Source organism: Thalassococcus sp. S3, from assembly GCF_004216475.1.
GTDB lineage: Bacteria > Pseudomonadota > Alphaproteobacteria > Rhodobacterales > Rhodobacteraceae.
Map to the genome: position 1 here is coordinate 2,406,639 of NZ_CP022303.1, position 14,838 is coordinate 2,421,476.

The 14,838-nt window shown below is 63.1% G+C and carries 17 protein-coding genes; 5 read left to right on the forward strand and 12 right to left on the reverse strand.

From position 1 onward, the window contains the following. Position 1: 1 nt before the first annotated feature. The 5 genes from CFI11_RS11960 to CFI11_RS11980 all read right to left on the reverse strand — a co-directional run bounded on the left by CFI11_RS11960 (position 2) and on the right by CFI11_RS11980 (position 5,402). Entirely contained in the window at positions 2 to 1,198 is a 1,197-nt protein-coding gene (locus tag CFI11_RS11960) for an acetyl-CoA C-acyltransferase (RefSeq protein ID WP_130406218.1), read from the reverse strand. A 20-nt stretch (positions 1,199 to 1,218) separates the two neighbouring features. Next, entirely contained in the window at positions 1,219 to 2,148 is a 930-nt protein-coding gene (locus CFI11_RS11965; protein WP_130406220.1) for an SDR family NAD(P)-dependent oxidoreductase, read from the reverse strand. A 17-nt stretch (positions 2,149 to 2,165) separates the two neighbouring features. Further along, the gene (locus tag CFI11_RS11970; RefSeq protein WP_130406222.1) at positions 2,166 to 2,987 is read right to left on the reverse strand and encodes an SDR family NAD(P)-dependent oxidoreductase; all 822 of its coding nucleotides are present in this window, start codon (positions 2,985 to 2,987) and stop codon (positions 2,166 to 2,168) included. 130 nt (positions 2,988 to 3,117) lie between these two features. Continuing rightward, positions 3,118 to 4,230 carry an acyl-CoA dehydrogenase family protein gene (locus CFI11_RS11975; protein ID WP_174843500.1) on the reverse strand — a complete coding sequence of 371 codons (1,113 nt, stop codon included), beginning with the start codon at positions 4,228 to 4,230 and terminating at the stop codon, positions 3,118 to 3,120. A gap of 5 nt (positions 4,231 to 4,235) precedes the next feature. After that, positions 4,236 to 5,402: an acyl-CoA dehydrogenase family protein gene (locus CFI11_RS11980; RefSeq protein ID WP_130406224.1), complete on the reverse strand. Its 1,167-nt coding sequence runs from the start codon at positions 5,400 to 5,402 to the stop codon at positions 4,236 to 4,238. A gap of 126 nt (positions 5,403 to 5,528) precedes the next feature. Here CFI11_RS11980 and CFI11_RS11985 point away from each other — a divergent pair, with 126 nt between their 5' ends. Then, a complete protein-coding gene (locus CFI11_RS11985; RefSeq protein ID WP_130406226.1) occupies positions 5,529 to 6,524 on the forward strand; it encodes an NADPH:quinone oxidoreductase family protein in 996 nt (331 codons plus the stop codon). Positions 6,525 to 6,530: 6 nt separating this feature from the next. Here the strand turns inward: CFI11_RS11985 and CFI11_RS11990 are convergent, their stop codons facing one another. Beyond that, the gene (locus CFI11_RS11990; protein ID WP_130406228.1) at positions 6,531 to 7,187 is read right to left on the reverse strand and encodes a histidine phosphatase family protein; all 657 of its coding nucleotides are present in this window, start codon (positions 7,185 to 7,187) and stop codon (positions 6,531 to 6,533) included. 77 nt (positions 7,188 to 7,264) lie between these two features. Here CFI11_RS11990 and CFI11_RS11995 point away from each other — a divergent pair, with 77 nt between their 5' ends. The 4 genes from CFI11_RS11995 (at position 7,265) to CFI11_RS12010 (ending at position 10,083) form a co-directional block, all read left to right on the forward strand. Then, positions 7,265 to 8,272, forward strand: coding sequence for an NADP-dependent oxidoreductase (locus CFI11_RS11995; protein WP_130406230.1), 1,008 nt, complete (start codon positions 7,265 to 7,267; stop codon positions 8,270 to 8,272). A gap of 11 nt (positions 8,273 to 8,283) precedes the next feature. Next, positions 8,284 to 8,760 (forward strand): MaoC family dehydratase, encoded by a 477-nt coding sequence (locus CFI11_RS12000; RefSeq protein ID WP_130406232.1) that lies wholly within the window; start codon positions 8,284 to 8,286, stop codon positions 8,758 to 8,760. A 121-nt stretch (positions 8,761 to 8,881) separates the two neighbouring features. After that, positions 8,882 to 9,331 (forward strand): type II 3-dehydroquinate dehydratase, encoded by a 450-nt coding sequence (gene aroQ, locus CFI11_RS12005; protein WP_130406234.1) that lies wholly within the window; start codon positions 8,882 to 8,884, stop codon positions 9,329 to 9,331. Further along, positions 9,328 to 10,083 carry a LuxR family transcriptional regulator gene (locus tag CFI11_RS12010; protein WP_130406236.1) on the forward strand — a complete coding sequence of 252 codons (756 nt, stop codon included), beginning with the start codon at positions 9,328 to 9,330 and terminating at the stop codon, positions 10,081 to 10,083. The genes aroQ and CFI11_RS12010 overlap by 4 nt, the downstream gene beginning before the upstream one ends. A 39-nt stretch (positions 10,084 to 10,122) precedes the next feature. Here CFI11_RS12010 and CFI11_RS12015 read toward each other — a convergent pair whose 3' ends face one another. The 6 genes from CFI11_RS12015 to CFI11_RS12040 form a co-directional block, all read right to left on the reverse strand. Continuing rightward, positions 10,123 to 10,488: a DUF4440 domain-containing protein gene (locus CFI11_RS12015; RefSeq protein WP_130406238.1), complete on the reverse strand. Its 366-nt coding sequence runs from the start codon at positions 10,486 to 10,488 to the stop codon at positions 10,123 to 10,125. Between the two features lie 485 nt (positions 10,489 to 10,973). Next, positions 10,974 to 11,849, reverse strand: coding sequence for a translation elongation factor Ts (tsf, locus tag CFI11_RS12020; RefSeq protein ID WP_130406240.1), 876 nt, complete (start codon positions 11,847 to 11,849; stop codon positions 10,974 to 10,976). 90 nt (positions 11,850 to 11,939) lie between these two features. Then, the gene (rpsB, locus tag CFI11_RS12025; RefSeq protein WP_130406242.1) at positions 11,940 to 12,734 is read right to left on the reverse strand and encodes a 30S ribosomal protein S2; all 795 of its coding nucleotides are present in this window, start codon (positions 12,732 to 12,734) and stop codon (positions 11,940 to 11,942) included. A gap of 163 nt (positions 12,735 to 12,897) precedes the next feature. Then, positions 12,898 to 13,737, reverse strand: coding sequence for a 1-acyl-sn-glycerol-3-phosphate acyltransferase (locus tag CFI11_RS12030; RefSeq protein WP_130406244.1), 840 nt, complete (start codon positions 13,735 to 13,737; stop codon positions 12,898 to 12,900). After that, the gene (locus CFI11_RS12035) at positions 13,734 to 14,498 is read right to left on the reverse strand and encodes a GNAT family N-acetyltransferase (protein WP_130406246.1); all 765 of its coding nucleotides are present in this window, start codon (positions 14,496 to 14,498) and stop codon (positions 13,734 to 13,736) included. Before CFI11_RS12035 ends, CFI11_RS12030 begins: the two co-directional genes overlap by 4 nt. A gap of 133 nt (positions 14,499 to 14,631) precedes the next feature. Then, on the reverse strand, positions 14,632 to 14,814 hold the full coding sequence (locus CFI11_RS12040; protein WP_130406248.1) for a DUF3553 domain-containing protein: 183 nt from the start codon (positions 14,812 to 14,814) through the stop codon (positions 14,632 to 14,634). Between the last annotated feature and the right edge of the window lie 24 nt (positions 14,815 to 14,838).

Genomic DNA, 14,838 nt, shown 5'->3' on the forward strand with positions numbered 1-14,838 from the left:
GTCAGAGAACCTCGAAGAGGCCGGCAGCACCCATGCCGCCACCCACGCACATGGTGCAGACGACGTATTTCACGCCGCGGCGTTTGCCCTCGATCAGCGCGTGGCCGACCATGCGGGCGCCGGACATGCCGTAAGGATGGCCGATGGAGATGGCGCCGCCGTCCACGTTCAGAAGCTCATCGGGGATGCCCAGTTTATCGCGGCTGTAGAGAACCTGGCAGGCGAAGGCCTCGTTCAGCTCCCAGAGGCCGATATCGTCCATCTTGAGCCCGTGTGCTTCGAGCAGTTTCGGCACGGCGAAGACAGGGCCGATGCCCATCTCGTCAGGCTCACAGCCCGCGGCCATCACGCCGACATAGCGGCCCAGGGGCTCCAGGCCTTTCTTCTCGGCGACGGAGGCTTCCATGACCACGCTGGCCGACGCGCCGTCGGACAGCTGGGAGGCGTTGCCGGCGGTGATGTTCTTGCCTTCCTTGACATGGATGCCGTCCTTGAAGACCGGCTGGAGGCCCGCGACGTTCTCATACGTGGTGCCGGGGCGGTTGCCCTCGTCCTTCGACAGCGTGACCTCGTGTTCGCTGATCTCCTTGGTTTCCTTGTCCTGGAACTTCATGATCGTGGTCATGGGCACGATCTCGGCATCGAAACGCCCGGCCTCTTGCGCGGCATGGGTGCGGGCCTGGGACTGGACGGCATATTCGTCCTGCGCCTGCCGGGTGACGCCGTAGCGTTCGGCCACGGTTTCGGCAGTCTCCAGCATGGTCATATAGATCTCGGGCTTGTTCTGGCGCAGCCAGGGATCGGCGGCGACGCGCATTTCGGGCGTTTGCACCATAGAGATGCTGTCGACCCCGCCGCCGATGACAATGTCCATGCCGTCCTGCACAACCTGCTTGGCGGCGGTGGCAATGGCCATCATGCCGGACGCGCATTGGCGGTCGAGCGACATGCCCGCGACGGTCACCGGGAGGCCCGCGCGGATGGCGGCCTGCCGGGCGATGTTACCGCTGGAATGGCCCTGCTGCAGGGCGGCGCCGAAGACGACATCGGCAATCTCTGCGCCCTCGATACCGGCCCGCTGGACCGCATGTTCGATGGCGTGGGCGGAGAGCGCCTGCGGCGTGGTGGCGTTGAAGGACCCACGGTAGGCCTTGCCGATCGGGGTTCTGGCGGTGGATACGATGACTGCGTCGCGCATGGGTGATCTCCCTTTTTTGGTCAGGTGCCCCAATTCAGCTTGAGGCCTTGCGCCTCAGCCGCATTGCGGGCGTATTTTTGTGTTTGTGAGAAGGCGTTTACAAGCTCTTCCTGATCTGTCGGATCGGAGAGGTCTTCGAACCGGTCGGCGATGGCCTCCGGTGTGTTGTCGTCGCCGGTGAGCGTGATGCCCCGGGTCTCATAGACGCGCGTCTGGGCGAAACTGCCCGCGCCCGCGCCCATGATCACGCGCGACGGCGCGTTTTCAGAGACGAGATAGAGCAGGCCCGGCGTGATGGTTTCAGGTGCCAGAAGGGCCAGGGCATCTTCGGGCATCAGGCTTTCGGTCATGCGGGTGGCGGCGGTGGGGGCCAGCGTGTTCACGCGGATGTCGTCGCGGGCGCCTTCCTGATGGAGGACGTTCATCAGGCCCATCATCGCGGCCTTGGCGGCGCCGTAATTGGATTGGCCGAAATTGCCGTAAAGCCCGGAACTGGAGGAGGTCAGCACGATGCGACCATATTTCTGCTCGCGCATGATCGGCCAGCAGGCATGGGTGACGGTGGCGGTGCCCATCAGGTGGACATCGACCACCTTGCGAAAATCGGCGAGCGACATCTTGGAGAATGTCTTGTCGCGCAGGATGCCGGCATTGTTGACAAGGATGTCGATGCGGCCCCATTCGGCCATGGCCTGGCCGACCATGTCGGCCACGTCCGCCTCGCTCGAGATATCGGCGCCATGGGCGATGGCGGCACCACCTGCCGCACGGATCTCTGCGGCGACGGCTTCGGCGGCTTCGGAGGAGCGGCCCTCGCCGTCAGTCGAGACGCCGAGATCGTTGACCACGACCTTGGCGCCCCGCGCGGCCAGACCCAGCGCATGGGCGCGGCCAAGGCCGGTTCCGGCGCCGGTGACGATGGCAACACGTCCGTCGAACCTGATGCTCATGACTTTAACTTCCTTGTTTATTGCAATGCTTTTTCGAATATATTTTGTCCCGACATCACGTTGATGCCACCGCTGACGGGGATCACGGCACCGGTGACATAGGCCCCGCCCTGCCCGCAGAGAAAGAGCATGCAACCGGCGATGTCCTCTTCGCGGCCCACACGGCCAAGGGGAACGTCGGAGCCCACTTTCTCCCGCATGCCTTCATCGGCGGTGGCGAAAGCGGTCATTTTCGATACGAAGGGTCCGGGGGCCAACGCGTTGACGGTGATGTGGTGGCCGGCGAGTTCCTTGGCCATGATCTTGGACATGTGGATGACGGCGGCTTTGGAGGCGGAATAGCTGTAGGCGCCGTCGCCCATCGGCACCTCGCCCATTACGGAGCCCACGTTGATCACGCGGGCGGGGTCGTCGATGGAGCCGGATTGCATCAGCATCGGCAGGAGTTTCTGGGTGAGGTGGAAGAGGCCGGCCATGTTGACGGACATGACCTTGTCCCAGGCCTCGAACGGAAACTGCCCCATGGGCGCGCCCCAGGTGCGGCCGGCGTTGTTCATGAGGATGTCGAGTGTCTCGGTGCGGGATTTGACCGCCTCGACAAGGGCATCCACACCCTCTTCGGTGCCGACATCGCCGGCGAACCCTTCGGCGGAGCCGGGGGCGTCCAATGCGTTGAGTTCGGCGGCGATGGCCTCGCAGGCGTCACCCTTGCGGCTGGCGAGAAGGACACGGGCGCCGGCGCGCACGAGTGCTTCGCAGGCCATGCGGCCAATGCCGGTGGCGCCGCCGGTGACGAGGGCGCTTTTGCCGTGGAGGGAGAAGAGGGTTTCAGGTGTCATTTGGTTTGGTGTCCTTTGAATTACCCGCCCGTGCAGAAGGCACGGGCAGCGCCCGACCGCCCCCATGGGCGGGCGCTTTACGCCCACCCGCGGTCAGGCGATGCCCTTATGTTGGTTGCCGGTCTGCACCCTAGAACCCACGCAACCGCGCGACCTGCCCGGCATGGTAGCCGTAATCGCCCAGCCATTCCGCCGAGACGCGTGCGCGCTTCATGTAAAAGCCCATGTCGAAGGCATCCGTCATGCCGATGCCGCCATGCATCTGCACGCCCTCCATCACCGCCAGTTGCGCGGTGCTGGTGGCCCGCGCCTTGGCGAGCGAGACGGCGAGCGTGGCGTTTGCGGGGTCTTCATCCAGCTTGCGACCGGCATGGAGGATGGCGGAGGCCGTCACCTCCGTCTCGCACCACAGATGGGCCGCGCGGTGTTGCAGGGCCTGAAAATTGCCGATGGCGATGCCGAATTGCTTGCGCTCCTTCAGGTATTCGACGGTCATGCCGAAGGCGCCAGCGGCGAGGCCCGACATCTCGGCGGCAAGCGCCGCCTGCCCTGCCTCCAAAGCGGGTTTCAGCACATCCATTGCATGATCGACCTGGCCCACCACGTCGTCACCCGTGGCCTCGACCCCGTCGAAGCGGATGCGGGCGCTGTCGCGGGCGTCGATCATGTTCTGCGCGCTCCGGGTGATCCCGTCGCGGTCGGCGGGGATGTCGAACAGGGTCAGCGCCTCTTCGGTCCGCGCCAGAACCAGCAGGCGGTCGGCGAGCGCTCCGTCCACGACAAAGGTTTTGTCTCCGGTGAGGCGGAAGCCGTTGCCGACACGCTCGGCGGTCATGGCGGTGGCGTCGGGGGCGAATTTGTTGCCCTCATCGACCGCCAGCGCATAGATCGCCTCGCCTGACGCGATGCGTTGCAGGGCGTCGCCGCGCGCATCCGACACCTGCCGCAGGGCGGTGGCGGCGATCACGGCGCTGGAGAGGAACGGGCTGGTGGCGAGGGTCTTGCCCATCTCATGGGCCAGAACGCCGGCGGCGGCGTGGCCCATGTCGGACCCGCCCTGCTCTTCGGGCACGAGGATGCCGGCCCAGCCCATTTGGGCCATCTCTTTCCAGAGCGCGGGATCGTGGGTTTCGCCCGCATCACGCAAGCCCCGCAAATGCGTCACCGGGGCGGCATCGTCCAGAAACCCGCGCGCGGCATCCGCCAGCATGGTTTCCTCTTCGGTTTTGACCAATGTTGCCATGTTTCTTACCCCGGAAGTCCAAGCACGCGGCGGGAGACGATGCTCAGCATCACCTCAGACGTGCCGCCTTCGATGGAATTGGCCTTGGTGCGCAGCCAGTCGCCGGCGCGGCCTGCATGCGTGCCGTCCCATTCCAGCGCGTCGCTGCCACCGGCGGCCATGAGCAATTCGTGACGGCGCTTGTTCAATTCCGTCCCCATGTATTTCAGCATGGCCGATGCGTCGCCCACGCCACCGCCCGCCTCGGCCTGATCCTTGTAGCGTTCGAGGGTGAGGCCCACGGCGAGCGCATCGACCTCGGCCTCCATCGCCTTGGCGCGGAGCGTGGGTTCGGTCAGCCCGTCGCTGTCATCGGCCAGAACCGCGCCCAGCGAACGGGACACGCCCGCGAACATGCCCGAGCCGCTGATCATTTCCCGCTCATGGGTCAGTAGGTATTTGGCGACGTCCCAGCCCCGGTTGACCTCGCCCACGACGTGATGTTTCGGCACTTTTACATTGTCAAAGAACGTCTCGCAGAAGGGCGATGCGCCGGAAATGAGCTTGATCGGGCGGGTCGAGACCCCGTCGCTTGTCATGTCGATCAGCAGGAACGAGATGCCCTTGTGCTTGCTCTCCTTGTCGGTGCGGACCAAAGCAAAGATCCAGTCGGCCTTGTCGGCATAGGAGGTCCAGACCTTTTGACCGTTGACCAGCCAGCGATCGCCCATGTCTTCGCATTTGGTCTGAAGCCCGGCGAGGTCGGAGCCCGCGCCCGGTTCGGAATAGCCCTGGCACCAGCGAATTTCGCCGCGTGCGATGGGCGGGAGATATTCGAGTTTCTGCTCATGCGTGCCGAAGTGGAGCAGCGCGGGCCCCAGCATCCAGATGCCGAAGCTTTGCAAAGGGGTCCGCGCATTGATGCGGGCCATTTCCTCTTGAAAGACCTTTTCGCGCGCCCGGTCGAGCCCTGCCCCGCCGTATTCACGCGGCCATGTGGGCACGGTCAGGCCCTCGGCGGCGGCCCGCTCCAGCCAGATTTTCTGGGCCTCGGAGCTGAATTTCCAGTTTTTTCCGCCCCAGCAGATGGTAGTCTCATCCGCAGCGCCATCGCGCATCTCTTCGGGGCAGTTTTCCTCCAGCCATGCGCGGAGGGCAGAGCGAAACTGCTCTGGGTCTTGGATGTCTAGCACGGGTGCCTCCCCAACACTGTCGTGACGTTAGTTTCGCTATGCAGAATTGCATTCCGATATTTGATTGACAAGCTGGAACCGTGCCGAACAGAAATGACGTGGAGGCACAGCGCGAGGGAGGATGCGATGAAAGCGATGTTGAGCGAGGCACCGGGCGGGCCGGAGACGTTGAAACTGACGGACCTGCCGGACCCGGAACCCAAGAAGGGCGAGATCCGGCTGCGCGTCCATGCGGCGGGGGTGAATTTTCCCGATACGCTGATGATCAGGGACCTTTATCAGATGAAGCCGCCCCGCCCCTTCGCGCCGGGTGGAGAGATCGCGGGCGAGGTCGATGCCATCGGTGAGGGCGTCGAGGGCTTTGCCGTGGGCGACCGGGTGTTGGCGCTGACGGGGCATGGCGGGTTTGTCACCCACATCACGATCAAGGCGAATACGGCGATCAAGATCCCCGACGGGATGCCGTATGAGGATGCGGCGTGTTTCATCTTTACCTACGGCACATCGCATCACGCGCTGAAGGACCGCGCGCAGATCAAGGCGGGCGAGTCGCTGCTGATTCTGGGCGCGGCGGGCGGCGTCGGCGTGGCCGCCATTGAGCTGGGCAAGGCGGCGGGCGCCAAGGTGATCGCGGCGGTGTCGTCGGAGGAGAAGGCGGCGTTTTGCAAGGAGTTGGGTGCGGACGAGACCATCGTTTATCCGCGTGAGCTTGACCGCGATGCGCAGAAGGCGTTGTCGGGAGAGATCAAAAAGCTGGCCGGGCCCGACGGGGTGGACGTGGTTTATGACGCGGTGGGCGGCGACTATGCGGAACCGGCGATAAGGGCGCTGGCCTGGACAGGGCGCTTTCTGGTCGTGGGCTTTCCGGCGGGCATCCCGAAGATCCCGTTGAACCTGACCCTGTTGAAGGGCAGCCAGATCGTAGGGGTCTTTTGGGGGGCCTCGGTCTACCGCGAGCCGGAGGGGCATGCGGAGAACATGCGGGAGCTGTTTCAGATGTATGCGGAGGGCAAGGTGAAGCCCCGCATCTCGGCCCGCTTTCCGCTGGAGGATGCGGCCAAGGCGCTGGAGATGATGCAGGACCGCAAGGTGCTGGGCAAAGTCGTGCTGACGATGGGCTGAGCGGGCTCAGCCCAGATGCGACACGTCGTTGTAGCCGAGAACCCTCATGCTCTCGCCCTGGATGACAAGGCGGGAGATCGAGCCGTTAGCGGCCCCCAGAAACGCGAAGGGCGCAGACCCGCTGGCCAGCGCCATAGCGGCACCGATCACGCCGCCATGCACGAAGACCGCGACCTGCTGGTCGACGTGGCTGGCTGCGACACGCAAAAGGCCGCGCCGCACGCGGGTCTGGACCTGGGCCGTTGTCTCGGCGCCGGGGATGAGGCCCCATTCCTGCGCCTCCTTCGCACGCTCGTAGATCGGATCGCCCTCGGCTGCCTTGATGCGGTAAAGGCCGCCGTCCCAGTCGCCCAGGCTTACTTCGTGCAGGTCGGGGTCTTCGATGGGTGTCATCCCCAGATGACCGGCCAGAGGGGCCGCCGTCTGATGCGTACGGCGGAGTTTGGTGACGTAGATCGCGGCAATCGGCGTGTCGCGCAGCCGCGTGCCCACCTGCACCGCCTGCGCCTCGCCCGCCGGGTGAAGCGCCGGGTCGCCATGGCCGTCCTTCATCGGGAAGGACACGCCCGGACGGGCCGGTTCGCTTTCGCCGTGCCGGATCAGCAAAAGCTCGGACGCGCCCGTGGGCAGGCTGTAGGTGGGCTGGCGATATTCCTTGGTCATCGAAAACTCCCGAATTTCTGCGCCTTTGCTAGCGGCAAAGCGCAGCGCGAGACAACCGCTCTTGAAAGGAGCCCGATATGAAAATGCAACAGATCGTCGTGCGCAGCCTGCCGGAGGCGGAACTGCGCCCGGATCATTTCGAGGCGCAGGAGGTCGAGGCGCCCTCCACCGGCGACGGAGAGGTGCTGCTGAGGACGATCCTGATGTCGATTGACGCGGCCAACCGGTCCTGGATGCAGGGCGCCACCTACCGCGAGGCGGTCAAGGCGGGCGACGTGATGGCAACCTACGCGATCAGCGAGGTGGTCGAGAGCAAGAGCCCCCGCCTCTCCCCCGGTGATATCGTGGGCGGCGAAGGGGTCTGGGCGGAATATGACGTGCGCGCGGCCCATAAGTTGCAGAAATTGCCCGCCGTGCCGGAGCTGTCGAACCTGATCTCGGTCTACGGGATCGCGGGCAAGACGGCGTTTCACGGGCTCGTCGGCGTGGGCCAGCCGATGGCGGGCGAGACGATTCTGGTCTCAGCCGCCGCAGGCTCCGTCGGTGGTTACGTGGGCCAGATCGGCAAAGCGCTGGGGTGCAGGGTCGTGGGTATCGCGGGCGGGCCCGAGAAATGCAAATGGGTGGTGGACGAGCTGGGCTTTGATGCCTGCGTCGATTACCGCGAGGCGGGGCTGGGCAAGGCGATCCGCGCGGCCTGCCCGGACGGGGTGGATATCTATTTCGACAATGTGGGCGGCGCGGTGCTGGAAACGGCGCTTTTCGCGATGAACGAACGGGGCCGCGTGGTCTGCTGCGGGGCGATCAGCCAGTATGACAGCGGGGCGCCTTCGGGGCCGCGCAACCTGCCGGGGCTGGTCGTGGTCAAGCGGCTGCGGATGGAAGGGTTCATCGTGATGGATTTCGCCCGCGACGATGCCAAGGCCACCCGCGCGCTGCAGCATTGGGTGCAGTCGGGGCAGATCAAGGTCTTCGAGGACATCGTGGAGGGGCTGGAGAATGCGCCGCACGCCCTGATCGGGCTGCTGGCAGGCGACAACAAGGGCAAACGGATGGTTCGCGTGGCGGCCGATCCGGGCAAGTAAGGGGACAGAAGATGGCTGCGATTGATAAAGCACTGGCGCAATCCGAGGCGCTGATCGGCACCGAAGTGGGCGTGTCGAATTGGATCATGGTCGATCAGAAGATGATCGATCAATTCGCCGAAACAACGCATGACGATCAATGGATCCACGTCGACCCTGAGCGCGCGGCGAAGGAAACGCCCTTTGGCGGCGCCATCGCGCACGGCTTTCTGACCCTCTCGCTGGCAAGCCGCTTTGCCTATGATTGCTTTCAGCCCTACGAGGGGCAGGTCATGGGGATCAATTACGGCTTCAACAAGCTGCGCTTCCTGTCGCCCGTTGTGGCGGGGTCCCGGCTGAGGGGTCGGTTCGTTCTGAAATCGGTCACCAAGCGATCCGAGGCGGAATTGTTGCGGGAAAACGCTCTCACCATCGAGATCGAGGGGTCTGAAACCCCGGCCCTTGTCGCCGATTGGTTGGGTCTGTCGGTTTTTGCTGCTCCGGCCTGACGCCCTTCATTTACCCTAAAACGTGGCCGATCAGGTGCAAAAACGCTGTTTTACGTATGCGCAACGCTGGACAGCGCCCATATCGCCCGTCTAAGGGTGGGGTAGAAAACGAGTGGTGTGAATGTCGAAAATCCTGGTGCTGAACGGGCCGAACCTCAATCTGCTGGGGACCCGGCAGCCTGACGTCTATGGCTCTGAGACACTGAAAGACATCGAGGAGATGTGCACGGCGCATGCCGCGCCTCTGGGGCTGAGCGTGGACTTCGTGCAGTCCAATCACGAGGGCGTCCTGATCGACGCCATTCACGCGGCGCGCGGGACCTATCGCGGTCTGATTCTGAATGCGGGCGCGCTGACCCATACCTCGATCGCGTTGATGGATGCCATCGCTTCGGTTGAGTTGCCGCTGATCGAGGTGCATCTTTCGAACATCCACGCACGGGAAGCCTTTCGGCACACGTCCTTTATCGCGCCCGTGGCGCTAGGACAGATTTGCGGATTCGGATCACAAGGATATAGTCTGGCACTCGACGCGATGAGCGCGTATTTGGCGGAGGCACACAAAGAATGAAGATGCGTGAGTATCTACAATTTTTGTCCAATACCAAATCCATGGAAGAGCTGTGGTCCGCGCACACCGAAAGGATGGCGAGCTACGGCTTTGATCGCCTGCTTTACGGCTTTACCCGTTACAGGACGAGCACGTCGCTGGGCGATCCGGAAGATTTCATAATCCTGACCAATCACAAGCCGGAATACACCCAGACCTTCATTCATGAGGGCCTCTATTTCCACGCGCCGATGACCCGCTGGGCGCTGGAGAACGAGGGCGCGGGAAGCTGGCGCTATGTCGGAGAGATGTTCGACGGCAAGGTGCTGACGAAGGAAGAACAGCGGGTGATCGAATTCAACCTGGGCATGCAGGTGACCGCGGGCTACACGATCAGCTTCAAATCGGTCTCGATGCGCTCGAAGGGTGCGATCGCGCTGACGGCCCATCCGGGGATGAGCCAGGACGAGGTGGACGAGATCTGGGCCGAACACGGGCGCGACATTCACCTGATGAACAACATCGCGCATCTAAAGATCCTCACCCTGCCCTATTCCGCGCCCAACCGGAACCTGACCAAGCGCCAACGCGAGGCGCTGGAATGGGTGGGCGACGGCAAGACAACGCAGGATATCGCCCTGTTGATGGGTCTGACCTCGGCCACCGTGGAAAAGCATCTGCGCCTGGCACGCGAAGCGCTGTCGGTCGAAACGACGGCCCAGGCGGTGCTGAAGGCGGCGATGCACAACCAGATGTTCGTGCTGGAAGCCTGAGCCCTCTGCCCCAACGCTTGGGCTTTGGTTTGGGCCGGTCTACCCCGTCGGTATTCCCTGGTGAAACCGAAGCAACCAGCTTGAGGCCGTCCTGATCCAGATCGAGCTGCGATTGGCCCGTTCGGACCCCGTGTCGAAATGTATCTCGCTCACATAAGTGACCAGAGCGGCATCCCTGGAAAGAAAGCCCGCCCGGAAATACGGCAGGGGAAACGTCGCCCGGAATGCATCGGGCGGGCTGTGCACGGCAAGAATGTCCTGGCGCGTATAGATCCGGCCCGAACGACCGTATTCCAGAAAGTCGGGCGCAAGAAGCCGGTCCATCCCTTCCGGATCGAAGCGGATTTCAGGCCGCCACAACAGACTTTCGAGGCCTTGCAATTCATCGACTGTGTTCTGATCCATTTATCCAAGGCCCAGGTTCAGGGGGCTGGTTGTTGCCCGACAGGTCAGAAAGAGGCGATCCCAGCTTGGCTATCCAGCGTCTTGCGGATCTGTCTTCGGGATGCGGATGCGCCGTCCCGACTTATCGCTCATGACCATGCGTTAACCTGCTAGGCCTTTGGCGCACATCAATAAAAAACTGTCCGGTTCAGTTTTTTACCAAGAGGTAAGGAATCCATGACTTTCGTGACGTCGCGTAAAAGCGCATCCTGCAAGCGTTCCGTGAGTGGTGGCTTTGAAGCCAGGGAACATCAGGTGAGGATCTCTGCGATTTCAGGGCGCTCCAAGCTTGTCCGGGTTTCCGGAGGCCGGTTCGGGTGTGTATTGATCCATACTCGAACCGGGTTTTTGAATGGCCCCTCCCATCCCCATTAACGGGGTCATCAAAGAAAAAGGAGCCGCGCTTAGCGCGGCTCCGATTTCTTTTCAGGACTTGGCCAGGGCTATTAGCCCTGAGCGGCCTTGGCGACTTCGGCGGCGAAGTCTTCCTTTTCGACCTCGATGCCTTCGCCCACTTCGAGACGGACAAAGCCGGTGATCTCGGCGCCGGCTTCTTCTGCGGCCTTGGCAACGGTCAGGTCGGGGTTGACCACGAATTGCTGGTTCAGGAGCGTGACCTCGGCCATGAATTTCTTCATCCGGCCCACGATCATCTTCTCGATCACCTGCTCGGGCTTGCCGCTTTCACGGGCGATGTCCATCTGAACCTGCTTTTCCTTTTCGACCACGGAAGGGTCAAGATCGGCTTCGCTGAGCGAGGCGGGGTTCACGGCGGCGATGTGCATTGCGACCTGCTTGCCGAAGGCTTCATCGCCCCCGGTCATGGCCACGAGAACACCGATCTTGCCCATGCCGGTCGTTGCGGCATTGTGCACATAGGAGACCACGCCATCGCCCTCCAGCGATGCCATGCGGCGCACCGACATGTTCTCACCGATCGTGGCGATCTTGTCGGTGAGCGTGTCGGCCACGGTCTTGCCGCCCATATCGGCCTCTTTCAGCGCTTCGACGTCGGAGACGGTCAAAGCGGTCTTTGCGATACCGGATACCATCTCTTGAAACTCGGCGTTCTTGGCCACGAAGTCGGTTTCGGAATTGACCTCGACCGCGACACCCTTGCCGCCGTCGACGACCACGGCGACCAGACCTTCGGCGGCGGTGCGACCGGATTTCTTGGCGGCCTTGGCCAGACCCTTGGTGCGCAGCCAGTCGACCGCGGCTTCCATGTCGCCGCCCGTTTCGGTCAGTGCTTTTTTCGCGTCCATCATGCCTGCGCCGGTGCTGTCGCGCAGTTCTTTCACCAATGCTGCTGTGATTGCCATGACGTGGCTCTCCTCAAATTCTGGATGGTTGGGACGGGTCATACCCCGTCCCGTATGTCATTTGCGTGACAGGCCCGGAGAGGACCCTGATCAAGCGTTCGCCGGGGCCTCCTCGGCCTCTGGCGTGGCCTCGTCGGCCAGACCCTCTTCGACCGGAGCTTCGTCCATCGCGCCCAGATCGACGCCAGCGGCGCCAAGCTGCGCGGACATGCCATCAAGCGCCGCGCGGGCGGCCAGATCGCAGTAAAGCGCGATCGCACGGGCCGCGTCGTCATTGCCGGGGATGATGAAATCCACCCCATCGGGCGAACAGTTGGTGTCCACCACGGCCACGACCGGGATGCCCAGCTTGTTGGCCTCTGCAATCGCCAGCGCCTCTTTCTTGACGTCGATGACGAAGAGAAGGTCCGGTGTGCCGCCCATCTCGCGGATCCCGCCCAGCGACGCCTGCAGTTTGCCCTGGTCACGCTCCATGCCCAGACGCTCTTTCTTGGTCAGGCCCTCGGCGCCGGCTTCCATCGCCTCGTCGATCTGTTTCAGACGGTTGATCGACTGGGACACGGTTTTCCAGTTGGTCAGCGTGCCACCCAGCCAGCGGTGGTTCATGTAATACTGCGCGCATTTCTCGGCCGCTTCGGCGATGGGCTGGGATGCCTGGCGCTTGGTGCCGACAAAGAGGACCCGACCGCCTTTGGCAACGGTTTCGCGGATCACCGTCAGCGCCTGGTCCAGCATCGGGACGGTCTGCGTCAGATCCATGATGTGGATGCCGTTGCGCGCGCCGTAGATGAAGGGCGACATGCGCGGGTTCCAGCGCTGTGTCTGGTGGCCGAAGTGAACGCCCGCTTCGAGCAGCTGACGCATTGTGAACTCGGGAAGAGCCATATCTCGTTTCCTTTCCGGTTTATACCTGGGCGGGGGTCTCGACGCGGATGCGCCAACCGGCGGACCTTTGGGGATGTCTCCCCCATTGGCCCAAACCCCGCCTGCGGGATGAATGGCGCGCGTATAGAGCAGGTTTTCAGGGGGCACAAGGCCTATTCGGCGCCTATTCGGCGGCCTGCGCCACAGCGGTCGGATGGGCGGAGCGCACGATCTCTTCAAGCCGGGCCGCAAGCGCCTTGCGGTTGGCAAAATCGGCGACGGCGACCGGCGGATGGTAGTGGACCAGGACGGTCCCCCCTGGTGCGGCGGAGAGTGTTTTCAGAAGGTGGCTGCCGAAATCCATGTCCCCCCACCAGCCGTAAAAGCGCGCGGGCTGACCTGCGGGCGCGCCATAGACCACGGTGACCGGCTGGATGCGCATTTCCGCGCGCAACTCGTCTGTGAAGAACGCCTGAAAGAGCGTTGTTTTGAAGGGCAAAACGCGCAATCCGTCGGTTGACGTGCCTTCGGGAAAGAAGAGAAGCTGGTGACCCGCGAGCAGGCGCAATTGAAAATTCAGCATCTGCTGACGCGCTTGCGATGGATTACGCTCGGTAAAAAGCGTGCCGGTGGCGCGGGCCAGCCAGCCGATACCGGGCCATTTGGCGACTTCGGATTTCGAGACGAAATAGATCCGTTGCGCGGCGTTCAGCGCGAAAATATCGAGCCAGGACGAATGGTTGGCCACCACCGCGCCCTGTTCATGGATGGGCGTGCCCGTGGCCGAAAAGCGCATGCCGAGGATGACGAAGGCCAGACGGCAAACGGTTTGGGTGATATGGGGCGTGAGAGGCCGCGCCATCCCGAAAAGAGGGCGTTCGATCAGGCGCAGCGTCAGCAGGATGAAAAGCCCCCCGAACACCACAATCCCCAGCACGAGGCCGCGCAGGACCACACGCACCCAGCCCGCCGGGCCGATCCGGACCGGATCGGGCGCGTCGTCGCTCTCCCAGGCCTGGGTCACCCGGCCCGCTCGCTGGTGTAAAGCCGCTTTTGGCGTTCGTTCATCCGGGCGGTGTCGAGCACAAGGCAGACATCGGTGGTGTTGAACGCATGGTCGATATAAGCCCCCTCACCCACGCAACCGCCGAGACGGAGATAGGCCTTGATGAGGGCCGGTGTCTCCAGCATGGCGCGGCGGCGGTCGAGGTCTTCGGGGGCGACGAGGTTCATCGACTGATACTGCGCCTGTCGCGCACGCACTCGCAGCGCGGGCGGTGCGAGGTGGTTGTGGTGCAGCATCGACAATGGCTGGGCCAGTGCCGGGATATCGGTGCCGTGAAAGCTGGCGACACCGAAGAGCACTTCGATCTTGTGTGTCTCGACATAGGCGGCCAGAGCGGCCCAGAGGTGATACATCGCCGTACCACCGCGATAATCGGGATGCAGGCAGGAGCGGCCCAGTTCGAGAAGCCTGCGCCCCGAAGAGACCAGCAAGCCCAGATCGTACTCATCGGCCGAATAGAATTGTCCGGCCTTTTCCGCCTGATCGTCCCGGAGGAGACGGTACACGCCCACCACGTCTTCGGTCCGGTCGTCGATCAGGATCATGTGGTCGAAGAAGGGATCGAAGCGATCCTGTTCCAGCCCCGCCGCATGATCCACCAGCGCGCCGCCGCCGCCCAGTTCGCGCACGAAGACGTCGTACCGCAGCGCTTGCGCGGCCTGCAGTTCCGCATCCGTTTCCGCGATTTTCACGCGAAAGGCCGGTCCGGGATTAGACATCAACATGGATCATCGCAGTTCTGTCAGTTGTGCTTCTGGAAGTTGGGGGCTGATACCTTATTGCACAAGCTTTTGGCAACATGATGCAGATCGACGCCGCGTTTGCCTTGCGTTAATCCTTCGGTAACGAAGTTCATGGATCAAAGACGGGCAGCAGGGTGACGCGGGCGCCATCGATGACAACTTTGCCTTCCTCCTGGAAATTCACGGTGATCTTGCCGCCAATATTGGATTGTACCTGCCCGACCCCCCATGCCGGATGGTCCGGGTGGCTGACCAGCATTCCGGGGGCGAGGATGGCATTCATGTCGGACATACGGGGCTCCAGCAGGAAAGGAAG